Origin of the sequence: Alteromonas antoniana (assembly GCF_019249295.1) — a bacterium.
Taxonomy (GTDB): Bacteria; Pseudomonadota; Gammaproteobacteria; order Enterobacterales; family Alteromonadaceae; genus Alteromonas; species Alteromonas antoniana.
Map to the genome: position 1 here is coordinate 54912 of NZ_JAESDH010000012.1, position 25945 is coordinate 80856.

Below are 25945 nucleotides of genomic sequence, written 5' to 3' on the forward strand. Positions count from 1 at the left end.
GAAAAAATGATGAGAATTCTTAGGCTGATTCCGGCATTGTTTATTTTGTTTTCATCGGGTTTCGCCAATGCCGGAGCTGGTAAAGCACTTACTATTGCGGATGTATTTACTCTTGATTCCGGCGAGACGGGCGAAACTGTGACTTACTATGTATCGCGACCTGATGGGTATTCAGCGTCGCATGCAGAATACCCGGTAATTTTCGTACTTGATGGCGACTTTAATCTATCGCACCTGGTAGGGAGTCACGAAGTTCTGGTGCGTACCGGCTACATGCCGCCAGCGATAATTGTGGGTATTGTCAGTGAGGATCGCACCTATCATTTTGCACCCACAGCTAGCGAACAATATCCCAATGCCGGCGGTGCGGAAAAATTCACACGGTTTCTTAAGCGTGAACTCATTCCGGCATTATCGCAACGCTACCGCACTAACGGGCACAAAACGCTGATTGGTCACTCGTTTGGCGGCTTGTTTGCCTCCTATAGTCTCGTGAACCATCCGGAGCTGTTCGATAGCTATATCATCGTGGCGCCTGCGTTGTGGTGGGATGAAGAGGTAATGCTTGGGCAATTACAGCGTACTAATCCCGAATCGTTTATCAATAAACGCCTTTTCTTCGGCATCGGCGAGGACGATGGCTACGGCATGAAACAGGAAATGCGCAGATTTATTGAAGCGATGCCTGCAGTGCAGGGGCTCAGAATTGAGCAAAGTCAGTTTACCAATGAAGGACACATGTCGGCCCCCTTGTTGACCACATACTTTGGCCTGAAGCATATTTTTTCAGACATGATGCTTTCAGAGGAAATAGGAAAGAACTTTACTGCCAATGCCTTTCTTCAGCATGAGAAACAGATGAGAGAGACCTACGGTGCCGAGGCGAAGCAATCGGCCGAAACCTATGTGTATTTAGCGCTGGAGCTAATGGAGCAGGAACGCTATGCAGACGCCGCCGTGGTTTTCGAACGAAATGCGCAGGCATACAACACCTTTGCCAATAGTTGGTATTGGCTGGGTCAGGCCTACGAGAAAGACGGACGGCTTACTGACGCGTTATCTTCATATGAAAAAGCGGTGGAACTCGCAAGCCAAGGTCGCGGCACCCTGGCAACATTTAACGACAGCGTAAAGCGGGTCCGTCAGGCAATAACAAAAAACGCTGAGCCCTGATAAGGACAATACGAAGGCGGCTTTGGATCATGTTGTGTACATCGTTAGTCAGCTCATTCGCCTTTTTAGTTTTTACTAAGGCGCGCCAGCGGTGCTTGTTGGGCTCTGGTTGCTTTTATCATCGCCTGGCCTGACAGCTGTGTGAGTATTCAACGGTGGGTAATGTTAAGTTTGAGGCGGATTGCGCAATGAAACAGGTAACATCTGATTTTCTCTTTTTCTTTTTCAGTATGTTTTTACTGAATCCGGTGTTAGCGGTACCAATGCATAAAGTCAGTGGCCATGTTGATATCGTAATTGCAAACGGCGAAACACGGATTGCTGGCACGCTGGCATTACCTTCGGAATCAAAAACGACGTCACTTGTTGTCATGCTTTCTGGTAGTGGTCCTCAGGACAGGGATTCAACGCTTGCTGGTTTCCCGATGTTCTCACGACTGGCCACGCACTTATCTTCACAGGGGATCGCCAGTTTTCGCTTTGATGACCGAGGCGTCGGTGGGAGTACTGGCAACTTTGGTCAGACAACACGTGGTGATCTTTCAGCTGATGTTGACAGAGTACTCAACTATTTTTCCCGTCACGATGACTTTACGTTCTCAAAGTTCATTCTACTGGGTCATAGTCAGGGCGGCGTAGTCGCTGTGGATGTGACAATAACACGTCACGATGTGGAAAAGGTGCTTCTGCTCGGCACTCCGGCTGTGCCCCTGATAGACGTGGTTTTGTATCAGGTTCGTCAGCAATATTCTCAGTGGCAACTGGATAAAGCAACGACCGAGTCGCTGGTGTCTGCACACAACCGCCTGATGTGGGCGATACAAAGCAGCACCGCTATCGACAGCGCATTGGTGCACCTCCGGGCTGCTATTTTTACTATTCTCTCGGTATCGCCACAGCACAGTGGGCGGCTGCCAGATGAACTTCGAAGAGAAGCCGCACAGCAAGCGCAGGAATTAAGTCTTATTTATGCTTTACCTTCACTAACGTCGTTTCTCTACCACGACCCCGCTTTGCGGCTGGCTGAATTCAAAGTTCCTGTGCTGGGGCTATTTGGAGGCAAGGATCGCCAGGTTACCATTGAGCAAAACAAAGACGTGATGGAAAAAGCGATCCTTAAATCTGGCGTCAATCATACGTTTGTTATTTTCGAGAACGCCAATCATTATTTTCAGAAAGCCAAAACCGGCACGCGGCAGGAATACGACAACCTGGATAGCACATTTGCTGCGGCGTTTTTGCTGACTGTTTCCGATTGGATCCTGAAAGATAATTAACGACAAGTGTTGCCAGATAAGACGCTTGTAGCGTCGTCTGTCATTCTCAGTCAAGGGGACTGTCAGTGCCATTACTTTACTGTAAGCGGGCTCAGAACCAAATGAATAGAGACACAAGACATCGTGATGAAAAGTGCGAAGGCAACACTACGCGACTACGATGCCTTATTGATTTCACTGTGAGATTTCAACACTTCACTACCATCATCCTGTTCAATAAGGTAAGCCGGATCATCATCTGAGGCATCACGATTGACTTCTGAGCCCTGCAACGTTTTCTCGACGTGCTCGGTGTACTTTTTACGAATTTTTCCTGTTGCAGTGCCGTTGCCCCAGTTCCATTCGACTTCTGTATTGATAGCGTAGTGCTTCATAAATGCTCATTAAACCATTTTAGTAAGATGATAAACGGGCGAATTCAGGGGAGAGATCAGGTAAAAGCAGAGAATGACGTGCTCGTCAGGCGGGTGCTTGCGCAAACGCTTTAGTTTACTGGCGTTATCTCACTAATACAGACGACGTTCCGTTTAAAAAACTGGAACGTCATTGGGGCCAACACGCGAGTAGTATCAAGCCTATCTTCAGTACACTACTGCCCGCCTTTTTTCGCGGTTTTTACACTCTTGTCGCCTGTCAAAGGCGATAGATGTTTGTTTGGATATATTCTTTTCACGTTGTAAGTGGCTGAATATCACACCTAACTTCATGAATAATAAACTAATCGATGTGATTTCAGGCTGGGGCGACTGATCATAACGTGCAGTTTGTTAGATCAGAACGTGACCAGGTTTTTCACACAGCCCGAGCGGCAAGCGGACCGTAGCGCAGTGAATTTTCTCCTGCGAAGTACTTATGCCCAAACCATGACTTTTGGCACATGTTCAAGCACTTTACTGGCGTTAAGGTATTCCTTAATAACGGTTCCATTCAAGGGTGGATATTACGAACGTGCGTCACTGGACTCTCTCTTTTGTCATTATTTCACTCTTTTATTTGAGTACACACCTTACCGGCTGGTTAAACGCTGCAGGCGTGTTTCAGCAAAGCCCGGAATGGGTCAGGCATTATGTGCCTTATGGCATATGGACACTGACTATCATCGGTTTTTTTATTTTTTTACCTGACGATATATTCAAGGTCACCGGGCTAGGCGCCCCTGTTTTGAAAGGACTGTGGTTGGCCTGCGTTTTTGTATCACCCATGGTTATCGGGTTTGTGATAACCAGTGAGTTAACCACTTTTTCGCCTTTATCACTGTTAGACAAAGCGTTGCTGCCCGGCTTTTTTGAAGAACTGATGTTCCGGGGCTTTCTGGTTGGCACGTTAATTTGTGTGGCTAAGTGGCATTTTCTGCCGGCCGCACTTGTGAGCGCTGTGTTATTTGGCGTTGGGCACTGGTTCCAGGGCGCGACGCCTGTTGAAGCTCTTCTTGCCAGTGTGTTTACCGGTGTGGGTGGCTTATGGTTTGCCTGGCTGTTTATCCGGTGGGATCACAACTTATGGTTAGTGGCATCGTTGCATACCATGATGAATGCTTGCTGGGTTCTCTGGGATGTGGACACTTCGGCAATAGGTGGCAATCTAGCGAATTTATTGCGAATGCTTACAATCGTACTAAGTATCGCGGTAACCGCTATTTATTCCCGTCGCAGGACGTCACAAAGGTTTATTGCTGCCAACGGAGAACGCGGGCTTTAACCGTCGTCTAATTCTACTGCGTAATAGTTAAGCCAAAAAGGTTTTACTGAACTTCTAGTGGAAGATGAGATTAAGGGATTTGATAAGTTTTTAGTTAACTTTAATGTTAGACGAAAGAAGTTGATATCCATATTTTCTCAGCAGCACAGAATCTTCGTTGTCAGATAAACGCGTATAACAAAACATTCCAGCGCACGCGCCAAAGGTGTGCGCTGATGATGGATGCCGTTGGGGGCCACTCAAAGTAAAAGTGAGTTTATCTTTATACTTTTCACCTACCGCAGTCGGTCCTTAGGGAACTGTGATCTGATTAAGCTCCTACATGAAAAGCGGCAACTGGAGTTGAACCTGATTCACCTTTTTCATTTATTCTGTTTAAAGTCTAATAGAGAGAGCGTCTTTCACTTCCATATAACTCAGTTCATTACATCCGTTTTCAGATTCAGCTAATAACAGTTTGCTTAGTCCCGCGCTGTCTTCCGCAAAAAGGCGGCTGACATAAGACTTGGCGCTTACGTAATATAGTTGCTTATTTTTATCCCATTCTTTATGGCTAGCTTTTATTAACGCCGAGAACGGTAATTGATTAGAAGATTCGCTGTAAACATAATCAAAGTCCTCAGCGAGTTCAGCCAACCCCTCATTAAGCCATCTGCCCATTTGACCTATCCAGTGACGATTCATGGCATGTATTGCCTCGTGCACAGCGGTGCGAGACGCCTGCTCATCACTCCTGATCCACACCACGGATTCGTTTAAACTTGATATGTAAATACCTTGAGTCGACGCTTTGCCTGGAGCCTGACTTTCTACATAATTTCTATAATCGGATCCGTCATCAATTAGGCGTAGATTAATAGTTATTGGCTTTACCAAGCCGGAGGGTAATATTTTTTCATAAATTGATTTGCTCTTATTAATCCGGGCTACAATATCTCGGCGCAGAGCATAGTGACCCTCGTGACCTATAAAGTTAACTGAGATCGCGTCTGGGGCTATTTCACCTGCAAGGGAAATTGGAGTGGTCACGTCAACTTTTCTTGGGCTATCGCTAAAATGACGAATGCCATTAGTGTCAATCCAGGTGTAAATTTGCTTTGACTTTGGGGCGTGAAGCTTATCTAAACAGCTCGCAATTAAAGCTGTCGAATCATGATACAAGCGTTTGCTTGCTTCATCTGGGGAGGCCAGCGTTATCGGGTTAGGCAAAGGTTCCGTCGGCGCGATTAAACTATCATTCGAAAGTAAGTTCGCTTTTTGAACCATGGATGAATGTTTTGGTTCTGCCGCCTTACTCGTAAACTCTTTTACACCAGGTGCGTATCGGTAAACCAGAAAAGAGTTAAGAGTGATTGTGAGCACTGCTATGCCCAATTTAGTAAGCTTTCCCATCACACGTTCCCTGAGTGAATCAAACCTTCGTTGATAATACTACTGTGGAAATCAGGCGCTATAACACCGGGGTATGAGAACAGTTTAAGGAGGTATTGGAGTTAATACGCTAATTATACGTTTCTGGCTCGTTGTGCTTGAACCGAATCGAATAGTCATCATCAACATCACAGCCACGCCGAGTTTATTTTGTGTATCCAACAATACTGAGGTTGTTGCCACTCACTTCCGATCAATCCCGACACTTTCGAAGTATGAAGAGTAATATCACTGTAGCCAGAGACTGAATTGAAGCCGTTACTTTTTATCTTTTTTTTCATCAGCATTGCGTTGAGTATGAAAAGTCATGCCGATTATTTGCAGGGGTGTGATGATCCTGAATATCATCAATATATTGAGCAGCGTTTTGAGTATTTCGAATCAAGAAACCGGCGATTGTTGAACGATACACTGCGAGACTATGAACTTAGCTTGTCAGTCAATAGCAGTGTGTATCTGGTTATCATTAACTTAAGTCGACACATTAAATACAGTGCGCAATTTGAGCCGATTGAAACGGTGAAGTTGAAAATTGGTCGCGCATTTGAGCACGCGAAAGAAATGAGTCGGGAGCAACAAATCGCTGGCGATGTTTACGATGGATTCAGTACGGAAAATCACTACATAGATATTGCAAGAGCATGGATTGCCTATCGAGAGGGTGATATCAACGGTGTATCTGAAGAACTTCACAATGCGATAAATGACGTCGACTCAGCACTGTTGGGGGCGTTCGGTCCAGACTTTGATCTTGTTCGCCAATTTTACCGCGATGGCTATATCGAGCAGGTGGTCGCTTATATTAAAAAAACCGAATCGTTCTGGTCTGGCAAGCGCCCGGACGCATTACGCAGCGCATGGCTGGATATGATCGAGGCTGGCTGTAAAATTCAATTCGATTCGGTCGATGTGATAAAAGCTGAACAATTAGGCGTTAGCGCCATCAATGCCGAAGAGGCGCTAGGTGTGAATTGATATCAGCATCTGGTCTCAACCAGAAAATTCAGGCTATTTCATGTACTTTACTAACTCAAAAGGTATTCAGACTGTCACCTAAAGACAAAGCGCGGAGTTTCAATTCCAACCTTGTGGCTGGTCTGAAGCATAGCGAAAAAAAACGTAATGATATTGCAAACATTCAGCATTAGGTTTCTTGCACTACAAAGAGCGGGCTACGGCGCGTTTGACAAAGCAGAGGCTAAACAGTGTTTAATTAATTCGTATCCCGTTTCTTTGCATTCGCCACCTCCTTCCAATTTTGAAAAAGTGCTCTCAGCGGCAAACCTGGCCCAATTCGTCATCACCTGCGTAGCTTTCTGCTACCAATGGGTTGATATTGGTCGGGTTAGACACTAAATCGTGATTTGAATGACAATATATAAGAACAAACATTAATTGATTGTTAATGGGCAACCATCTGGTACAATCAGTTGCAAAATAACAAGAACGTGCAGGCGAGCAAGTTATGATTTATAAGGCACAGAGTCCAGCTGGATTCGCAGAAGAATACATCGTTGAATCTATTTGGAGCGGCAGATTTCCGCCTGGCACCATTCTTCCCGCTGAAAGAGAGCTCTCCGAGCTTATCGGCGTTACTCGTACCACGTTGCGTGAAGTGCTTCAGCGCCTTGCCCGCGATGGCTGGCTGACTATTCAACATGGCAAGCCGACGAAAGTTAACAACTTCTGGGAAACCTGCGGTCTGAACATTCTGGAAACACTTGCCAGGTTAGATCAGGAAGGTATTCCTGAGTTAGTCGATAACCTGCTTGCTGCCCGCACAAATTTAAGTGCAGTATTTATTCGTGGTGCAATCAGGAATAACCCGGAAGCCTCTGCGGAAATTATAGCGCGTTATAAAGACGTCGAAGAAGACGGCATGGCCTTTGCGCAGTTTGATTATCAGATGAACCATGATCTGGCGCTGGCTTCCAATAATAATGTGTTTGTACTGATGATGAACGGCTTCCGCGGACTGTATTCACGTATTGGTGGGTATTTCTTCTCTCATGAAAGTGCGCGTAACGTAGCACGTGAGTTCTATCAGGAATTGCTGGATCTTGCTGAAAAGGGGGACCACGACGAGGTGCCTCAGGTTATCAGGAAATATGGTATCGAAAGTGGCAAAGTCTGGCAGCAGGTACGCGAAAGCATGCCAAAAGATTTGGTCGATTAATTCCTAAAAAGCCGCATATCGCGGCTTTTTTTTCCTCTCTCATTCCACTTGTGTGCTATACCTTTGAAGTAGCGTATAACGACGCTACATCTGACAGTCATTGGGTAACAACTTGCCATTCCACTTCGACAGGCTGAGGTTCATCGAGCTGCATTTATGACGTTGCTGCTTCGGTAAGGCGCATTGCTGAGTGTTTATCTTTATCTGGCGTGTTCTACCTGGCAGGACAGCAAAACAAGGAGCATAAAGATGGACCACAACCCTATAGTCTGGTTTGAGATATACGTTGATGATATCGCCAGAGCAAAATCTTTTTACGAGAACGTACTTCAGATAACGCTGACTTCATTACTGGATCCTACTGAGGAAAACGAATCCTCACTGACCATGTATGCATTTCCTTCTGACATGGAACAGCACGGTGCTTCTGGTGCATTGGTAAGCGTTGATGGTTTCCCCGCAGGTTCGAACAGCACTATCGTGTATTTTACCTGTGAGGATTGTGCGGTCGAAGAGAGTCGGGTGGAGAAAGCAGGCGGACGTATCCAACGCAGTAAAATGGCAATTGGTGAGTATGGGTTTATCTCACTTATTGAGGATACCGAAGGCAATATGGTGGGTCTGCATTCGCTGAAGTAACTTTTTTTGTTTTTAGTATGCGGTTTCTAATTGACCGGCGTATCGTACCCATATCAACTTAATCATCCCTGTGAGGAGAGCTGTTATGAGTAACAAAGAAACTATCAAATCAAAAATCAATGAAGCCGAAGATTTTGCACGTAAAGTGTGGCTGGCCGGGTTAGGCGCTTACGGCAAAAGCGTTGAAGAAGCGCAGGGCCGTTATGACAAGCTAAGCGAAGAAGCGAGCAAAATGTTTGACGAGCTGGTATCTAAAGGTGAAACCCTTGAAGATGACGCGCGTAACAAGTTTAAGTCAACGACAAACGATGTTGAGAGCCGTGTCGCTGATGTTCGTAAAAAGCTTGGACTGGATGTTGATCATTCAGACCAGAAAATTGAAGAGTTATCAGCAAAAGTTGATGCTCTGACCGAAGCTGTAGCGAAGCTGGCAGCTAGCAAGTAATCGCAGTCAGGGCCGTAAACCGGCCCTTTCTTTTTTGATTAGTTGCGCGCAGTGACGCTGTAAGGGAGGTAACGATGGCAACGAAGAAACGTTCAGGATCCCCGTTGTTTGGTTGGCTGGAAGCGGGAAGCGATATGATGGCAGCCCAGCTTTCACAGGTGACTGATACGGTTAATAAACGTATCGATGAGACGCATGCGTTGTTTGAAGAACTTCAGGCACGCGGTGAAGTGATGGACAAGCAAATTAAAACGCAGCTTTCCCCATCACATATGTTTTCATCATTTCAGGAGCTGGTGATGGCAAATCCGATATTTTCATTGTTTGGTTCCGATAACCGGCACAATAAACGTGAACAGCAGATCGATGTTCTTTCTGCCAAAGTCGACCTGCTGATCGAACAGGTTGCACTGCTTGCAGCGAAACAAGCTGCAGAAAAAAAAGCAGAGGAAAAGCCGGCGGCGAAACCAAAGCGTGCGTCTACCCGACGTAAGACGTCGACGGCGACGACATCCTCAGCCAAGACTGCTGGAGGCGCGGGTGCCGCAACCAAATCGACGACGAAGCGTACAACCCGCAGTGGCACAGCTGCGGCTAAAAAATCGCCCTCAGCGAAGGGGAGGGGCACAAGCAGCGCATCAAAATCATCAAGTAAAGAATAAACAAAGGCCTGTCGTCAGGCCTTTTTCTTTTATGAACTTTCCAAACGCTTTTAGCGAGCCTTGTTCCAAAGGTTCTGGTTCTTTTTAAACGAGAAGTAGTCCGATGGCTCCCAGAAACTGGGCACCAGATCATCAATAGCGTCAGGCGTGAAATTGTCAGACAGCTGGCTCATTATTTCTATTAGCCGCTCGCGACCAATGCGCATAAGTTTTTTGCGGTTTGCCGGGAAAAACAGGTTGGTAGATTTTTTAATGACTTCGTCGTTACCAAAGCTGATGTAGGTGAGGTTGCGGGTAACGGGTCTGCAGATCGGCTCCGCAGGGTTTCTTGGATTAAGTCGGGTAACGATGGCACATTCATACTGTTCTCTGTCGATACCCTTTTCATTTTGCGGAATGTAAGTAATGCCAAAGCCCAGCGGAAAATAGCCAACAATATTGATAAACGCTTCCGCCAGCTTACTGTTCAGTGCGCCTTTCTTAGCCAACTGCTCAATTAACATGTAGCCTTTTGGCAGTGATTTTCGTGAATAATCCGGTTTGGTTGAGAGCACTATCGACACGTAGATCTGCGGTATCTTTACTATCTCACCAAGGCCGGTTTTTGAGATGAACGCGTCTTTCATTACGCTTTGCGTAAACTGATTAATGGCTTTATGCCGGCGGATAAACTGATCGCGTTCGTCTTTATCATTGCCCACGTAGCCAGGAAGCCCCAGACCGTTTTTCAGATAATCCATAGTCCGGCTGTAGTTAATTTTGAGCAGAGCCTTACGAGGCTCATTATCAAGCACGCGGAACTCATCTAAGTCGTTATCTGGCCCTAACAGAATTTCACGTGCCTCTGACGCCTGAAGGCCAATATCCTGCAGAATGGCGCAGGTGATAATGGGAATGGCAACTTCAGTTTGCCACTTCTCCTGCCAGTGCCGGTTACCTTTGAAGCGCAACATGGCGTCTTTCATCTCAAGAAGGTATGGGTCCTGAAGCAGGCCTCCTTCCAGAATTTTATCAGTAAGGCGCAGTGCAAGTACCGCTTTATACAGCGGCTTTAATCGTTGATGCACTTTGGCAAAATTGCCTTCCGGACCACGCGTAAGCAGCATTACTGTGCCCAGAAATTTGGAGCTCAGTAGTTGCGTTTCTTCATAGCTGTCATCTTCAGTTAGCGCTATCAGTCTCAGCGCTATCGATTCGAGACGATCAATACGCTCAAGACGTTCATTTTCAAGTTTGGCTTTAGCGAGCTTTAGCTTTTTCTTGAGCTGGGCCACCAAACCATCGGTTTTCGACGTGTTTTCGGCAACTTCCAGCTTCTCCTGCAACTCAGCAATATGCGCCTGCAAGTCAGGTGTCAACGTAAAATAATGTCGGGCATCCTCGTACACTGAACCCAGTCCGTTGTCTTTAGGGTACACCTGCTCAATAAGCTGCTTTACTTGTTGTGTGTAGTGATTATCAGGATGTTCGAACGTACTCACTGTGTTCCTTTTTTTATGTTTTACAGGCTATGATTGGGTCAAGACACCGCCTGCTCATCGGCCCATGATTGAGTGTGGCCAAATTCTTTGGCTTCGCGCCGCTTCAGGCGCGCCAGATAATACCGTAAAGTTTCGCTGATTTTGGTATTTCTTTCTATAACATCGATGTGAGGCCAGGTTGCCCGCTCGCCACTTGTTATTAAGTGAGTAATACTTTCCAGCGTTGGATTCGCAAGCACCTGCGCTAAATTTCTTAACTGCTTGTCAGGCAATATATTTATATTACCAACGTATTGCTGATCAATGATAGAACGTACCTTGTGGATCGCCAGCTTTGCGCCTTTATGATCGACCAGCCGCTCGACCAAATCTATTGCAAAAATACTGTTTGATTTCGCCAACTGTCCCATATGTCGCCACGCGAGTCCTGTCAGGCTGGATGCATGAGTTCGGCTGGACGATAAAAACGGCACCGCCAGGGGGTTGGTCTGGCTGACTATCGAGTGATTAACTCCATAAAGCCGTGAAAGCCGGTCGAAGGGGAGATCGGCCATTAACGAGCCATCGGCAAAACGGCGATTAGGAATATACGGAATAATGTCGCCGGTGGCGGTTTTCGCCCGCAGCTGTACCGGACTGAAGATGACAGGAACCGCGCAGGAGGCTCTGACAGCCTGCGTAATAATGGCATTAGGCGACGTTTTGGCATTCAGCAGCCGCGAATGCTGGTGCAAGTCGGCAGGGGAAACCGACACGGTGACATGACGACCGGTTTTTTCGAAGGCCTCTTCAAAGGTCATCACGTCGAAAAGATGGATCAGTGCATTTTCCAGCGCCTGGCTGTCGAACAAACTTTTTTTGCCGAATCCGGCCCAGTGCCGCCAGTTCTGGAACGTCTCAAAAATAAACTCTGGCGATAAGGCTTCCAGCAATTCATCGTGGGTGCGTGTGCCGATCATCGCCGCGATAATGGAACCGGCGCTAGCGCCAGAAATCACCGTGGGGATGAGGCTTTTTTCATTCAGCGATTTAACCACACCACAATGAAAGAAGCCGAGCCCCGCACCGCCAGACAGCATGAGGCAACTGCGACCAAATGCATGGGCTGTTTCTTCGAAGAAAGACAACTTCTCGTAAAAATCGACTTCACTTTCGTCGGCATGATAAATGTGCTCAAGCGTGAGCTTTACTTCATCAATAAAGGTCTCTATTAGCGCTTTTGTGCCAATTTTGCACTTTTCCTGTAATACCGGATTAGCGATATTTCCCAGGTTACCGTGCAGGCCTTCGTGAAGGATGGACATCAATGCCAGACTGTCGCCTTTTCCTCGCGCCAGTTGTAAACGTTGCACGCGCTTGCGAATGAGTCGGTAGTCGTAATCACGGCATGGATCTTTGGCTTTCCATTCATCTGCCCCAGACAGGGCATCATGAGCCAGGCTGGCTTCACGATATTCCTGATAGCTGGTTGCATGCCTGATGTCTTGTTCCAGCTTGCCCAGAGCACTGTTAAATAACGCCATACTTCCCCCTACAACCTGACTGCATTGGCAGGTTCACCCATTTCGGTCATTGTAGTGTAAAAAAGGAATTTAGAATCTACTACCCAATTTTTCGCCGCGATCATTGTGTTACCTGTCAGAAGTCACACCAGAGTGCGGGCAGGTTTTGGTTGAAAGCGATACTAACCACACAAGATAGCACAATGTTGCTATTGCCTTGTTTTTGTGGCGGATCAAGATAGACAAGAGAAAAGATTGACCAAAGGCTGTGCAGTCAGTAGCCTGAACCAGTAAAAGAATAACAGCAAGGCACGTATCACGCCGCATGGAATGGAATATTCAGACGCTAAGTTTGTTGTCGATACCACTTATCAGCGCAATCGTCGGGTGGGCCACCAATTATCTGGCCGTAAAAATGATGTTTTACCCCATCGAATTTGTGGGTATTCGTCCCATCTTTGGCTGGCAGGGATTAATTCCGGCTAAACGCCGTCAGATGGCTGAAATCGAAGTCGAGTTGGTGCTTGGCAAGCTGCTAAGCGTGGAAGAGCTGGCAAACCGGCTGGACCCTGATGCGCTCACAGAGGCCATTGAACGTCGCTTAAAACAGGTCGTCCGAAAGGTTATCAACGACGTGATGACTGAGTCAGCGCCGCAATTGTGGGCTGCGCTTCCGGTTCAGGGAAAAAACCTGGTTTATCAGCGCATCGAGAATGACATTCCCAACGTCGTTCATAAGATGGTGGAAGACTTTCAGAATAATGTAAACGAGATCCTCGATATCAAAGAACTGGTGGTTGAGCAGTTAGTCAATTCACCCGAGCTAATCAATGAGATTTTTCTGACTGCCGGTAACAAAGAATTCCCCTTCATCGTGCGTTCCGGTTTTTACTTTGGTTTTCTGTTCGGCTTGCCGACCATGGTGTTGTGGTATTTTTTCCAGGCCTGGTGGATCCTTCCTCTTGGCGGATTGCTGGTGGGGTACGCAACAAACTGGATCGCAATTAAAATTATCTTTGAGCCGAAAAATCCAATTCGCCTCGGGCCCGTTACCATTCAGGGCATGTTTTTGAAGAGACAAAAAGAAGTCTCTGAAGTCTATTCAGCCATTATTGAAGAGAAGCTGATCACGCCGAGGAATATCACGCATATCATTCTTCACGGTTCCGGGTCCGCGCAACTTCTTGAGCTTATTGAACTGCACGTCAATGATGCCATCGAGCGTTATGTTGCAGTGGCGCAGCCTTACTTCGCATTAGGGGTGGGCTCTGACAATTATCACCGGATGAAGTCACTGGCAGTGAAGCAAATCTTTGAGAATTCTGACAAATACTTACTGTACGCCTATGATTATGCCAATAGTGCGCTGCGCATCGGTGAGGATTTGTGTGAACGCATGCAGGAACTGTCGGCCGTCGAATTTGAAGGCGTATTGCGACCTGCTTATCAACAGGATGAATGGAAACTCATTGTTGTCGGCGCGATCTTAGGGGGGCTGGCCGGCCTCGCTCAACTTTATCTGGTTTTTAGTTGACCTTATGAAAACAGCAGAAAGGATATTACTGACCGCGCTGGAGCTGTTTAACGAACACGGTGAAAACAGCGTAACCAGTGTGGATATCGCCATGGAACTGGATATCAGCCCAGGCAACCTGTACTACCATTACAAAGGTAAAGAAGTCATTATTGACGCACTGGTGGCATTGCATAAAAAACAAATGATGAGTGTGCTATCGCGGGATGTGGTCACAGCTCTGCGCGCAGAAGACGTATTTTATTATCTCTACATTCTGATTGAAAAGCTTCATTTGTTTCGCTTTTTGTATCGTAGTCAGGCTGACTTACTGGAAAAGTATCCGAGCGTAGCGCGCCCGGTCAAGCAGCTGTTACTCACTGTCGACAGCCAGTTGCGCGCGATGCTCGACAGGCTGATTGACGACAACTCCCTTAAAGCTACTCAAAGCGAAAAGAACCTACTCGCAGAAACGATTACATTGATTCTGACGCAGACGTATCAGGCAGATCAGATCAAGCGCCATCAGGATGCGGAATCTATCCACTATCACGCGCTATCTATGATAATGGTGATAGTACTGCCTAGACTCACACTGGCGAAGCCTGACATTGACGCCATTCAAACCGCTATCGACAGCCATACCATGGCAAATCTGTCTTCGTCCGTACCCGATTATCTGGAGGCCCGCTGATGTCCCGTAGTCTGAGTTTTCTGGACAAATCTTTCTGGCTCACAGAGTCCGATGCCAATCCCAAGCACGTTGCCTGTCTGCAATTGCTGGAAATGCCGGAAGATGCGGACAGCTCACAGTATGTTCAAGCGCTATATGAGGAAGTAAAAGGGTTTTCCCGGGCAACACCACCGTTTAACTGTCGGGTGAAGACGTTTCTGGGCTATCCTTTAGGGTTACAGCCGGTTAAGTCCATGAACATGGATTACCATATTCAGATCCACAAAGTGGAGGATGCGACGTGCCGTGATTCACTGGACGAATTCGTGGCGAGATTACATGAGTCGCGACTGGATCCGGACAAGCCGCTGTGGCAATACCATTTCATCTATGACACGACGCACCGTCAATACGCTATTTATGCCCGTGTCCATCATATGTATGGAGACGGTTCCACGCTGGTGCGCTGGTTTCAGGCAGGTTATCTGTCAACGCCGGATAACGATAAATTTATTCCGGTGTGGGCAGTGAAACGGTTGCGTCACCGTTCACCAAAACCGCGAAAAATAAAACGTTTCTGGCAGTCGTTGGTAGGAGCCTTGCGCATTGCGTTTGATCTCTCAGTCATCTTCCTGAGGCTGTTTCTTAAAATTTGCCGGATTAATCCGCACTATATGCCAATTCCCTTTAGCGGTACAAAAACCGTGCTAACTGGCCAGGTAAAGCCGGGCAGGGCAGTGGCTACAACCGATTTAGATTTTGAGCGGGTGAAGGCCTTAGGAAAGCGCACGCGGGCTACGGCCAACGAAATTTTATTGTGTGCCTTTGATATCGGCGTTCACCGTTTGTTGCAGGACCATGGTCATGTGTTTAAAAAAGCACTGTGCACCAATATGCCCATCAACTTGCGCAAACCCGGTGAGAAAACGACGGGAAACAAAATAGCGATCGTTCCGGTTACCCTGGCCCACGGTGAACAGGATCCGTATTTGCGTTTGCGCCAGATTATTATTAATCACCGGATAGTGAAATATGCGGCCCAGCACGCCAGCCCGGGAGCATTCAGTGCCTATACGATAGTGATCCAGAGCTTCGCACTGGTGTTTGAATGGCTTCGCCTTTCCAACCTGGTAAAACCTATTGCCAATGTGCTGGTGTCTAATGTGCCCGGCCCCAGGGAATATCGCCATCTGAAAGACTCAAAGCTGCTTGCCTGCTATCCCATCTCCACCATGACCCCGGGGGGCGGTGTGAATATCACATTGATGACTTATGCGGGAAAGGCAAATATCGGCATGGTATGTTGCAACAAAAATATCAAATCGCTGGAGCCGTTAGCGAAGTACTTTGAGGAAGCCTTCGACATGTTGGAGGCCAGTGTTGATAAACCCGGACTCAATATTGACGATATTGGCGAGCATGTTGAGCGGGTACCCGTATCTATCGTCAGTGACTAAGGGGAGTTGACCTTCAGTGTCCGGATTTAGTGAAGTTTAAAAGCATGTTGAGCAAGGCACGAGGAATTTAGCTAGGCTTAATAAATGGCAAGCAACGCCGCGAGAAAGTTGCTTTTATCTGGCTTCGCAGTATAAGAAGTTCAAGTGGCTGTGGGGCTGAAAAGCGTATCTGAGTCTTCTAACAAATCGTCGCTCGCGTCCGGCGTGTGTTCAAACGCCCCCATCGATAACTTTCGTTATCGAAATTGTTTAAAACTGAAATTCCAGTGCATTATTGGCAACGACTACCCGCTCGCCATAACGTCTGAACAGCACCTCGCGCCAGACATCGTCGCGCATGGTATGGTGCAAGGGCATGTCTTTTGTCATTGCAATCAGTTTTGCTGCTATTTGCGGGCGATGATAATCAAGAATTTTTTGTTTGCTGCCGTCCAGGTATAACTGCAGATACGACACTGCCTGATTACTGGTGCCGGCGGATACCAGTGACAGCACGTTTTTCACCGAACTACTGAATAACCCTGCAAGTCCGCCTGGCACCAGTTTGTTAATCAAAAAGCGGGTATCCTGAATCAGCGAGTAGTCATCATTGATGAGGCGGATATCATCCACATCGACATGTTCAAAATGTAATGTGGCGGTTTCTTTGTCATAACGGGGCGAGGCACTGACAACGACGACAAGGTGGGCACGATAAAGCCGGGAGCCGAGCGCCTGAATGTCGATACTCGCGAGCGACTGCAGACAAACCCGGTTGTCTTTCTGGTTGAAAAAGACCTGTCCACGCTGAAGCGTGACGTTGCCTTGGCCGGCTGGCGTATTGATAGCAAAATCGTAAGGATAAAATTCAGCGGCAAGCGCAGTAAGCTCATCTTCAGTAAATTTATCGTGGGTAAGTTTGCCCAGCTTAACCAGCACAGTTGCAAGCAGCACCTGCCACCGCGCTTTCCATCCCAATTGCTGCATGCGCATTTGATTCTCATCATAAAAGTGCCTGCAAACATTAACATAGTTCTACCGAATGCTGTGCAAAATTTGCTAGACTGGTCATACCAATATTTGCCGGTAAAGCACAGCAAAGTGGCGCGGAGCGCGAACGTAAGCTGCGAGACTGGTAACTCATCCGCTCGAAGTCGGGGGACGGAAAATGCAGGAATCGATTGAACAATTTGACTACATCATTGTGGGCGCAGGATCTGCGGGTGCCACTCTGGCTACCCGGTTATCTGAAAACCCTGCGGTAACAGTATGTCTGATTGAGGCGGGCGGTAAAGACACCAACCCATTGATTCATATTCCTTTCGGACTATCGTTACTGGCGCGCTTTGATGGTATTGGATGGGGATATCACACCGCACCACAGCAGGAACTGTTTGATCGCGAGCTGTTCTGGCCTCGTGGTAAAACCCTCGGGGGCTCAAGTTCAGTCAATGCTATGTGTTACATCCGCGGAGATATCGAGGATTATAATCGCTGGGAACGAGAGGGCGTTGCGGGCTGGAATTTCGACAGCGTACTGCCTTACTTCAAACGTTCGGAAGATTTTGCCGGTGGTGCAGATGCATTCCACGGCGTTGGCGGGCCGCTGGGTGTTGAAGCGTTGCGACATACCAATGTGCTGTCGCAGTCTTTTGTTAAGGCGGCGGATGAGGTTGGACTGAACGTCATCAACGACTTTAATCGCGACGATCGTGAAGGGCTTGGCTTTTATCACGTTACGCAGAAAAATGGGCAGCGTTGTTCAACTGCCAAAGGCTATCTGCAGGAAGCGCGTAGCCGAAATAACCTGACAGTAATGACGCAGATCCTGGTTGAACGTGTGTTGCTCAAAGATAAAACAGCAACCGGTGTTCAGGTGCGTGAAAAGGGGCGTATTAAACGCCTGAAAGCCAATGAAGAGGTGATCCTTTGCGGCGGCGCTATCAATTCGCCGCAGTTATTGATGCTTTCCGGCATTGGCCCAAAAGAAGAGCTGCAGGATGTTGGTGTGCATGTCCAGGTTGATTTGCCCGGAGTGGGCCAGAATCTGCAGGATCATCTTGATGCCATTGTGCAGTATAACTGTCAGGCCAGGGAGGGTTACGCGGTCGCTGCTGGCGCACTTCCGTCGTATATCAAAGGAACGTTCCAGTACCTTTTCCATCGCCGCGGATTGTTCTCTTCAAACATTGCCGAGGCTGGCGGTTTTGTGAGCTCATCCCTGGCGCAACATGGACCGGATATTCAGTTACACTTTCTGCCTGCGATTTTAGATGATCACGGCAGACGTTCGGTTTATGGCTATGGCTTTGGTGTGCACGTGTGTTGTTTATATCCCAAAAGCCGTGGCCGGATTGCGCTGCAAAGTAATCATCCTTCCGACCATCCACTTATTGATCCCCGCTATCTGAGCCATGAGGACGATGTGACAGTGATGGTTGAGGCAGTGCGTCTGGCACGCCGTATCGCCAATACCAGCGCATTCGAAGAGTATGGGATAACCGAAAAATTCCCAGGGGCTGATGCAGAGAGCGACGAGGCGATAATAGACTTTATCCGCGAGAAATCAGAAACCATTTATCATCCGATAGGCACATGCAAAATGGGCGCAGACGATGACCCTATGGCCGTGGTTGATAATCAGCTAAGAGTGCGAGGCGTAAAAAAGCTGCGGGTGGTCGATGCCTCCGTGATGCCGTCACTGGTTGGTGGCAATACCAACGCGCCTACAGTAATGATTGCAGAGCGGGCGGCGGAATTTATCAAAGCGAATCATGCGGGTACGCCCGTAAATCTGTAGCGCTACTCGTAGTCTCACTACTCATCATGGGCGGCGCTGGCCGCCTGCATAAACATATCTGCCGCACAGTCACACATTTCATTGATGTGGCTGCTTTCAGCATAAATACCATCGATGACCAGGCGAGCGATACCGTGCATCGTGCCCCAGGTAACCTGTGTCAGGCGAAGTGGATCCTGATTTTCCGGCAAAATGCCTTTTTCCTGCCAGTGCGCCGTAATTTTTACCAGAAACTGAAAACTGGGAAAGGCTATTGAGGTTAAATCGTCAGTGGCGTTGCCTGCCTGCCAGATAGTGCGGCCAAACATCAGCTCGTATAATTGCGGGTTGTCTGCAGCCCAGCTTATGTAATTGCGGAAAAATGCTTTAAATCGCTGATGCGGGGTTAGCGATTCGTCGTCAAAAACCTCACTGGCTTTCTCGTGCCACTGAGCAAAGCCTTGTGCCGCGATAGCATTCAGTAAGGCGTTTTTGTCTTTAAAATGGTGATACGGTGCCGTGCGCGACACACCGGCCTCTTCTGCCAGCTTGCGCAAGCTGAGACTGTCTATTCCTTCGTTAACCACCCGCTCTGTAGCGACCCGTAGCAGGGTCGCTCGTAAGTCGCCGTGGTGATAATTCTGAGAGGCATCACTCATGCCTTATTGCCCGTCATAAACTCTTCATCGTGTTGCATCTTGACAGTGTCAATATATCCGCTTATCTTGACACTGTCCAGTTTGCAAAAATGTTAAAAAGGAAACAGTTTCATGAGTGCATCTGTCAACGAAATGCAGTACGAAACGCTCACCGTAGAGATTGCCGACAAGGTCGCGCATATTCAACTTTCCCGACCCGACGCCATGAACTCAATGGTGCCTGCATTCTGGAAAGAATTACCCGATGCGGTGCGTCGAATCGATCATCACGCAAGCGCCAGAGCGATCGTGATCTCATCACAGGGCAAACATTTTTCTGCAGGCATGGATTTGTCCGTGTTTACGTCGATGGCCGAAGACTTTTCCGGCGAGCCTGCGCGCCGTGCAGAGCGCTTACGCCGGCTGGTGCTGGAGCTTCAGGATAGCTTTAATGCGCTGGAATCCGTGCGTGTCCCCGTGCTTGGCGCAGTGCAGGGCGGCGCAATTGGCGGTGCAGTCGATTTGCTGTGCGCCTGTGATATGCGTTATTGCACAGAAGATGCCTTTTTTACGATTAAAGAAACGCAAATAGGTATGACGGCCGATTTAGGCACATTGCAACGGTTACCCAGATTAATGCCGGTAGGACTGGTGAAAGAGCTGGCTTACACCGGTCGAAATTTTGGCGCAAACGAAGCGCTCGAAGCCGGATTTGTGAATCAGGTCTATGCTTCACAGGATGACATGCTCGAAAGCGTGATGAAGATAGCGCACCTGATTGCCGCACAATCGCCGATGGCGGTTACCGGTACCAAACAAATGATCAACTACGCACTGGATCACAGCCTTGCTGACAGCCTGAATTATATGGCGACGTGGCAAAGCGGCATGTTCCAGATGCCGGATATACAAGCAGCGATGCAGGCACAAAAGACAGGCACGCCTCCCTCGTTTGACGATTTACATGACTGCGAAAGCCGTATGCAGTCGAAAACCAAATAAGACAACATTACCAGGACCGACTATGAACAGCACAGTGACAGACCATCCGGTTTATCCTCATCTATTTCGCCCTCTGGATTTAGGTTTTACTGAACTGAAAAACCGTGTATTGATGGGCTCAATGCACACCGGTTTGGAAGAGATGCCTAACGGACATAAAGCCATGGCTGCATTTTATGCCGAGCGTGCGCGAGGCGGGGTAGGCCTGATCGTGACCGGCGGTATCGGGCCAAACGAAGAGGGTTCTACACATCCAATGACGCGTCGTCTGGATAGTGATAAAGCGGTTGCGCACCACAAAGAAGTTACTGATGCTGTACACATCGCAGGCGGTAAGATTTGTATGCAAATTCTGCATACCGGACGTTACGCCTACAGCGAAAAGCTGGTTGCACCTTCTGCGGTGCAGGCGCCAATTAATCCGTACAAGCCGAAAGCATTGACCGACGAGGAAATTGAAAAGCAGATTGAAGATTTTATTTTCACCGCAAAACAGGCGCAACGCGCAGGTTATGATGGCGTGGAAATTATGGGATCTGAAGGTTACTTCCTTAATCAGTTCATCGCTAAGCGAACTAACCATCGTGACGATCAGTGGGGCGGAGACTATGAAAACCGTATTCGGCTGCCTATTGAAGTGGTGCGCCGCGTGCGAGAAGCAGTAGGTAAAAACTTTATCATTATCTATCGCTTATCTATGCTGGATCTGGTTGAAGGCGGTTCAAGCTACGATGAAGTTGTAACGCTGGGCAAAGAAATTGAGAAAGCCGGTGCGACCATTATTAACACGGGTATCGGCTGGCATGAGGCCCGTATACCTACCATCAATACCAAAGTGCCGCGGGCGGCCTTTACCTGGGTAACCGCGAAGTTCCGTGATGCGCTATCTATTCCGGTAATCACTTCCAACCGTATTAATACGCCGGAAGTAGCCGAAGAAGTGTTGGCCCGCGGCGATGCCGACATGATATCTATGGCCCGTCCATTCCTTGCTGATGCCGATTTTGTGCGTAAAGCCCAGCAGAACCGTGCAGACGAAATTAATACCTGTATCGGCTGTAACCAGGCGTGTTTGGATCACGTGTTTAACGGCAAACTGACGAGCTGCCTGGTGAATCCCAGAGCCTGTCACGAACTGGAACTGAATATTGAGCCAGCGTCGCAAATTAAAAACATCGCGGTGGTCGGGGCCGGTCCAGCCGGACTTGCGGCAGCAGTCACTGCGGCAGAACGCGGTCATACTGTCACCCTGTTTGATGCCGACAGTGAAATCGGCGGGCAGTTTAATATCGCCAAGCAGATTCCGGGTAAAGAAGAGTTTTATGAAACGCTGCGTTATTTCAAAAAGCAGCTTGAATTGCACAACGTCACGGTAAAATTAAACACCCGGGTTGATGCGCAGATGCTCAACAACGGCGGTTTCGATGAAGTGCTGCTGGCAACGGGTATTTCACCGCGTACTCCGGATATTCCCGGCATCGAGCATGAGAAAGTATTGTCTTATCTGGATGTAATCAAAGCCAAAAAACCGGTAGGCCATACTGTGGCGATTGTGGGTGCTGGCGGTATTGGTTTCGACACCGCGGAATATCTGTCTCACGGCAAAGCCACACCCAGTCAGGACATTGCTGCTTTCATGCGCGAGTGGGGCATTGATATGAAGCTGGAGGCCCGTGCCGGCGTGGAAGGGATGAAGCCACAACCAGAACCGTCACCACGTCAGATTTTCCTGCTACAGCGCAAATCCAGTAAGGTCGGTGCAGGTCTTGGCAAAACCACCGGCTGGTCTCACCGTGCCGGCTTATTGATGAAAGGGGTCAAAATGATCCCGGGCGTCAGTTACGACCGCATTGATGACGAGGGTCTGCATATTACTGTGGAGGGTGAACAGAAGGTGCTGCCTGTAGATAACATCATTATCTGTGCCGGGCAAGAGCCGCTGCGTGAACTGACGAAAGGCCTCAACGTGCCATATCATCTGATTGGCGGCGCTGATGAAGCGCTCGAACTCGATGCAAAACGCGCTATTGATCAGGGCACCCGGGTGGTTGCCGCGATTTAGTGTCGTGATGGGCCGACAGGGTAACAACATGGCCTGATGTTGTTGGTTTGCGATTGATGCTGCGTTGTCGCTCACTTATTCAGAGTGACTACAAGGCGTTAACGCTGCCTTAGCGGAATCGCAAATACTTTTCTGAAGAAATAAACATGAATAGGGCTGTCGCTCTGACAAAATAAAAAAGCGCCGGGTGACGATTCACCGGCGCTTTTTTGTTAATTGGCGTCTCGTTAACCGGCATCACTGTTCCGGGTGGGCACCGTCAGACAGATTGTCGCGCGAACGTGCCTTCATCCACGGCCTTAAGCAGTGCTTCGCAAAACGCAGGAATGTCATCCGGGTTTCGGCTGGTGATCATGCCGGCATCATTGACCACTTCCTGATCTACCCAGCGCCCGCCAGCATTCAGGATGTCTGTTTTGATGCTCGGGAATGAAGTGATTTCACGATCTTTCACCACATTCGCTTCAACCAGTAGCCAGGGGCCATGACAGATTGCTGCAACGGGTTTTTGCTGTGAGAAAAAGTCCCGCACAAATTGCACGGCGTCACTGTCCATTCTTAGTGAGTCAGGGTTTTGCACGCCGCCGGGAAGCACAAGTGCATCAAAGTCATCCGCTTTTACCGCTGATACAAGGTGATCTACGCTGAATTTGTCGCCTTTTTCATCATGGTTTATGCCCTGAATGTCGTTTGTGTCCAGCGAGACGATTTCAGCGACGCCGCCAGCTTCACGCACGGCCTCCAGTGGTTTGGTCAACTCGACCTGTTCGAATCCGTCGGTGGCGAGAAATGCCACTCGTTTACCAGAGATAGATTGCATTTGCGTCTCCTTGTGCGTTGGAAAAGAGGTTTAGTACACGCTTGCTACGCACTGCAAACAGGGCAGGTTTGATCTGGCAACATTAAATTTATATCAATCCGCAATAATGTGTGATCAGCTCAGAGAACATGGCGATACAAGGTCAGTTCGCCGGTCTGCTGGTTTAATCGAAAATCCATATTTTGCATCATGTTCATCCCTAGCAGGCCATCCGCGTCGCGCATGACACCTTCGGGGAGCACCAGTACCGGGAGGTCGGTAAACCGCAATGGCCCGAAGGTGACTGTGGGTACCTGAACCATGGCGGCGGATACGCGGCCTGCGGCAGTGTTTACTTCAAAGTTGCCAATAAAAACCAGTCGCTGACGGGCCTGCAGATTGTCGTATAGCTCGCTGGTAATGGCGGTAGTGGTGGCGCCGGTATCCAGCATCAGGCGTGCACGCTCCCTTGCAAAACTGACATTGGCAATAAAATGTGACCCGTCGGGTTCTAACTGAATGGTGAACCCGCCGGCGTTATCTGTGCCGGGCTCGGTGAATGCCGTTTCTTCTGTCGTGTCGGCTGGGTCCTCAAATGGCGTTGGTATCAGTGCGCGGATCCTGTTGGCCTGCGGATCTCCGGGCCTCAGTGATGCCAGCACATCTTCCATGAGCGTTGGTTTATTCTGGCGAGCATAGGCTTCGGCAAGTTGTAAAATATAGGGGCGGTGCGCAGGCATGATTTGAAACAAGGGCTCCAGCAACTGAGCTAGAAGGTCCCAGTCTTCTGCTGTCCGCAGTTGTTCTACCGCCGTGGATACCAGCTCGTCGATTCGCTGTCTGAGTGCTTGTCTCTGCGACATAGAAAGAGGTAAATCGCGCAATGCGTAAAGGTGCAGAACGGCTTCCGACAACGGGCGGGTGCGCACCATTAATTGTCCTTCAAGCAGCAATAAGTCAATGTTATCTGGTGACTGACGCAGCGCGTGCTGCAACCGGTTTTCCAGTTCCCGGTATTGCCCGTTGTCCAGCAACGCCTGCAGCGATGTCTGCGTCAGAGGATGGGGGTCCTCGACAGAGTTTTGCGAAACCGGAGAAGCTGTTGCTGGCAAAGGCGGATCATTGGCGGACTGCTCAGAGGGCGGCTGTGGCATGAGTGGTAACGCCTGCTGCTGAGACTGCTGCAACTCGACGAACAAATACAGATTCATTCCCAGCGACATCAGCAGTGCTACCAGCAGCAAGCGGATCATTCCGACGCGTTCCCGATGCAGGCATTACCATAAGTTTCACGGAATAACGGCGGCATTCTCTTTGGCGCGCCGCTACTTATGCTTACACAAATAAACTGGGTCTGTGCCTCAAATACCGGTTTGTTCCTGCGCGGACAGATAAACTGAAATTCACGCTTGAGCGTGACCACGTTGTCGCATTCGGTGATCCAGGTGGCGCAATACAACTCGTCTCCTAAGTGTGATGGAAGTAGATAGTTAAGCTCATGTTTACGGATCACCATGCCGCGATCCGCTTCCCGGTAATTCTTGAAATTCAGGCCCAACGAATGCGAGTGAGCCCAGGCTAACTGTTCGAGCCGGGTGAGATAAGCGACATTATTGACGTGCTGATAATGGTCAATGTGGGTTTCATCAATCGTCCATTGCTGAACAAAGGGTGAGGTGTATTTCCAGGGAAGTTGTTCAGACATCAGGTAACGGGTTGTCCTTTTCTATAGTTAACGACGGCGCGAGCAACGCATGCATTAACTCACGTTCGCGAGTGATGACAGGATCGATAAACGAATGTACATCTCCCAGCGCTTTAAAAGCATTGAAGCCGCGCTCCAAAAATTCATGCAGCGTCAGCAAGCCAGCCAGTTTAGCCGGGCGGCGCGCTAAAGATATCAGCATGCCGATGCCACGGATATTCACGACGTCCGCCAATTGCTGGCCCAGATGCGCAATGATGTCTATCTGGTGGGCGCGATCGTCACCGCGACCCACTTCCCGGTAGGCGCGGGCATAGTTGTCACGGTTTATGTCTGCACCATTAAGTGCCTGTGACATTTGCATATCCAGATCAAAAGACAGCGCGTTGAGTGCCAGCGCATCATCGAGCGCGTCCATTGCCTTCGCGGGTAACACTTTTGCCAGTTTAGGGATAACCCGGGCAATATCTGCATCCCGTTGGCTGAAGTCTTTGGGACCGTATAGCTCGTCGACAAAGAATGCCATCGCTTTTTGATAGCGCTCCTGTGCTGCCAGATCGCTGTGTGTAGCCAGCAACCGCTCGCACTGCCACGACTGTAACTGATGGATAGTCTGCATCAGCCCCATTTTCTCAGCGAGATCCCGACGGGCATTAACCTGTTGTAAATGCGCAATAATTGCCTGAGACACGCGTTGCCTCCGTATCAGCTTTGGTCTTTGTAGCTTACCCCGCAAATCAGCGGATGCAAGCCTTATGCATTGTGGTGAGGCCATCCTGATTTTGGTACACTGCGCGCAATTTGTGCCACCTCGTTGTGTCAGCCTGTATTTGTTAAACCGTAGTTCAGGGGTA

Annotated in this window: 24 protein-coding genes; 14 read left to right on the forward strand and 10 right to left on the reverse strand. The window is 48.7% G+C overall.

The annotated features are described in order from the left end of the window. Positions 1-6: 6 nt before the first annotated feature. Positions 7-1173, forward strand: a complete 1167-nt coding sequence (locus JKP77_RS11635) for an alpha/beta hydrolase (protein WP_218311397.1) — start codon at positions 7-9, stop codon at positions 1171-1173. Positions 1174-1361: 188 nt separating this feature from the next. Continuing rightward, positions 1362-2450, forward strand: a complete 1089-nt coding sequence (locus JKP77_RS11640; protein ID WP_218311399.1) for an alpha/beta hydrolase family protein — start codon at positions 1362-1364, stop codon at positions 2448-2450. 155 nt (positions 2451-2605) lie between these two features. On the opposite strand, the gene JKP77_RS11645 is transcribed toward JKP77_RS11640, so the two are convergent. Next, entirely contained in the window at positions 2606-2824 is a 219-nt protein-coding gene (locus JKP77_RS11645; RefSeq protein WP_218311400.1) for a hypervirulence associated TUDOR domain-containing protein, read from the reverse strand. Positions 2825-3398: 574 nt separating this feature from the next. On the opposite strand from JKP77_RS11645, the gene JKP77_RS22325 reads away from it, so the two are divergent. After that, positions 3399-4148, forward strand: a complete 750-nt coding sequence (locus JKP77_RS22325; protein ID WP_218311401.1) for a CPBP family intramembrane glutamic endopeptidase — start codon at positions 3399-3401, stop codon at positions 4146-4148. Between the two features lie 375 nt (positions 4149-4523). Here JKP77_RS22325 and JKP77_RS11655 read toward each other — a convergent pair whose 3' ends face one another. Beyond that, a complete protein-coding gene (locus JKP77_RS11655) occupies positions 4524-5540 on the reverse strand; it encodes a DUF4124 domain-containing protein (protein ID WP_218311402.1) in 1017 nt (338 codons plus the stop codon). A 288-nt stretch (positions 5541-5828) separates the two neighbouring features. Here JKP77_RS11655 and JKP77_RS11660 point away from each other — a divergent pair, with 288 nt between their 5' ends. The 5 genes from JKP77_RS11660 to JKP77_RS11680 all read left to right on the forward strand — a co-directional run bounded on the left by JKP77_RS11660 (position 5829) and on the right by JKP77_RS11680 (position 9501). Next, positions 5829-6554, forward strand: coding sequence for a hypothetical protein (locus JKP77_RS11660; protein WP_246601181.1), 726 nt, complete (start codon positions 5829-5831; stop codon positions 6552-6554). A 490-nt stretch (positions 6555-7044) separates the two neighbouring features. Continuing rightward, the gene (gene fadR, locus JKP77_RS11665; RefSeq protein WP_218311403.1) at positions 7045-7755 is read left to right on the forward strand and encodes a fatty acid metabolism transcriptional regulator FadR; all 711 of its coding nucleotides are present in this window, start codon (positions 7045-7047) and stop codon (positions 7753-7755) included. A gap of 249 nt (positions 7756-8004) precedes the next feature. After that, positions 8005-8394 (forward strand): VOC family protein, encoded by a 390-nt coding sequence (locus JKP77_RS11670; RefSeq protein ID WP_218311404.1) that lies wholly within the window; start codon positions 8005-8007, stop codon positions 8392-8394. A gap of 85 nt (positions 8395-8479) precedes the next feature. After that, complete coding sequence (locus tag JKP77_RS11675) at positions 8480-8839, forward strand: phasin-related domain-containing protein (RefSeq protein WP_218311405.1); 360 nt, start codon at positions 8480-8482, stop codon at positions 8837-8839. 74 nt (positions 8840-8913) lie between these two features. Continuing rightward, entirely contained in the window at positions 8914-9501 is a 588-nt protein-coding gene (locus tag JKP77_RS11680) for a hypothetical protein (protein ID WP_218311406.1), read from the forward strand. 50 nt (positions 9502-9551) lie between these two features. On the opposite strand, the gene JKP77_RS11685 is transcribed toward JKP77_RS11680, so the two are convergent. After that, positions 9552-10982, reverse strand: a complete 1431-nt coding sequence (locus tag JKP77_RS11685; protein WP_218311407.1) for a hypothetical protein — start codon at positions 10980-10982, stop codon at positions 9552-9554. A 38-nt stretch (positions 10983-11020) separates the two neighbouring features. Beyond that, positions 11021-12505, reverse strand: coding sequence for a DUF3336 domain-containing protein (locus JKP77_RS11690; RefSeq protein WP_218311408.1), 1485 nt, complete (start codon positions 12503-12505; stop codon positions 11021-11023). A 304-nt stretch (positions 12506-12809) separates the two neighbouring features. On the opposite strand from JKP77_RS11690, the gene JKP77_RS11695 reads away from it, so the two are divergent. The 3 genes from JKP77_RS11695 to JKP77_RS11705 are packed head-to-tail and all read left to right on the forward strand — an operon-like array spanning position 12810 to position 16127. Next, positions 12810-14018: a DUF445 domain-containing protein gene (locus tag JKP77_RS11695; protein ID WP_218311409.1), complete on the forward strand. Its 1209-nt coding sequence runs from the start codon at positions 12810-12812 to the stop codon at positions 14016-14018. Between the two features lie 4 nt (positions 14019-14022). Further along, positions 14023-14691: a TetR/AcrR family transcriptional regulator gene (locus JKP77_RS11700; RefSeq protein ID WP_218311410.1), complete on the forward strand. Its 669-nt coding sequence runs from the start codon at positions 14023-14025 to the stop codon at positions 14689-14691. Then, on the forward strand, positions 14691-16127 hold the full coding sequence (locus JKP77_RS11705) for a wax ester/triacylglycerol synthase domain-containing protein (protein WP_218311411.1): 1437 nt from the start codon (positions 14691-14693) through the stop codon (positions 16125-16127). Before JKP77_RS11700 ends, JKP77_RS11705 begins: the two co-directional genes overlap by 1 nt. A gap of 249 nt (positions 16128-16376) precedes the next feature. On the opposite strand, the gene JKP77_RS11710 is transcribed toward JKP77_RS11705, so the two are convergent. Continuing rightward, on the reverse strand, positions 16377-17099 hold the full coding sequence (locus JKP77_RS11710; RefSeq protein ID WP_218311412.1) for a YceB family lipoprotein: 723 nt from the start codon (positions 17097-17099) through the stop codon (positions 16377-16379). Positions 17100-17274: 175 nt separating this feature from the next. Here JKP77_RS11710 and JKP77_RS11715 point away from each other — a divergent pair, with 175 nt between their 5' ends. Then, on the forward strand, positions 17275-18906 hold the full coding sequence (locus JKP77_RS11715) for a GMC family oxidoreductase (protein ID WP_218311413.1): 1632 nt from the start codon (positions 17275-17277) through the stop codon (positions 18904-18906). A gap of 17 nt (positions 18907-18923) precedes the next feature. On the opposite strand, the gene JKP77_RS11720 is transcribed toward JKP77_RS11715, so the two are convergent. Further along, positions 18924-19544 carry a TetR/AcrR family transcriptional regulator gene (locus JKP77_RS11720; protein ID WP_218311414.1) on the reverse strand — a complete coding sequence of 207 codons (621 nt, stop codon included), beginning with the start codon at positions 19542-19544 and terminating at the stop codon, positions 18924-18926. 132 nt (positions 19545-19676) lie between these two features. On the opposite strand from JKP77_RS11720, the gene JKP77_RS11725 reads away from it, so the two are divergent. After that, positions 19677-20525, forward strand: a complete 849-nt coding sequence (locus JKP77_RS11725) for a crotonase/enoyl-CoA hydratase family protein (RefSeq protein ID WP_218311465.1) — start codon at positions 19677-19679, stop codon at positions 20523-20525. A 22-nt stretch (positions 20526-20547) separates the two neighbouring features. Further along, positions 20548-22587, forward strand: coding sequence for an NADPH-dependent 2,4-dienoyl-CoA reductase (locus JKP77_RS11730; protein ID WP_218311415.1), 2040 nt, complete (start codon positions 20548-20550; stop codon positions 22585-22587). Positions 22588-22846: 259 nt separating this feature from the next. Here the strand turns inward: JKP77_RS11730 and JKP77_RS11735 are convergent, their stop codons facing one another. The 4 genes from JKP77_RS11735 to JKP77_RS11750 form a co-directional block, all read right to left on the reverse strand. Then, on the reverse strand, positions 22847-23407 hold the full coding sequence (locus JKP77_RS11735) for a type 1 glutamine amidotransferase domain-containing protein (protein ID WP_218311416.1): 561 nt from the start codon (positions 23405-23407) through the stop codon (positions 22847-22849). A 119-nt stretch (positions 23408-23526) separates the two neighbouring features. Beyond that, entirely contained in the window at positions 23527-24639 is a 1113-nt protein-coding gene (locus JKP77_RS11740; RefSeq protein ID WP_218311417.1) for a retropepsin-like aspartic protease, read from the reverse strand. Then, on the reverse strand, positions 24636-25091 hold the full coding sequence (locus tag JKP77_RS11745) for an acyl-CoA thioesterase (RefSeq protein ID WP_218311418.1): 456 nt from the start codon (positions 25089-25091) through the stop codon (positions 24636-24638). Before JKP77_RS11745 ends, JKP77_RS11740 begins: the two co-directional genes overlap by 4 nt. After that, the gene (locus JKP77_RS11750) at positions 25084-25782 is read right to left on the reverse strand and encodes a DUF8198 family protein (RefSeq protein WP_218311419.1); all 699 of its coding nucleotides are present in this window, start codon (positions 25780-25782) and stop codon (positions 25084-25086) included. Before JKP77_RS11750 ends, JKP77_RS11745 begins: the two co-directional genes overlap by 8 nt. Positions 25783-25945 lie beyond the last annotated feature (163 nt).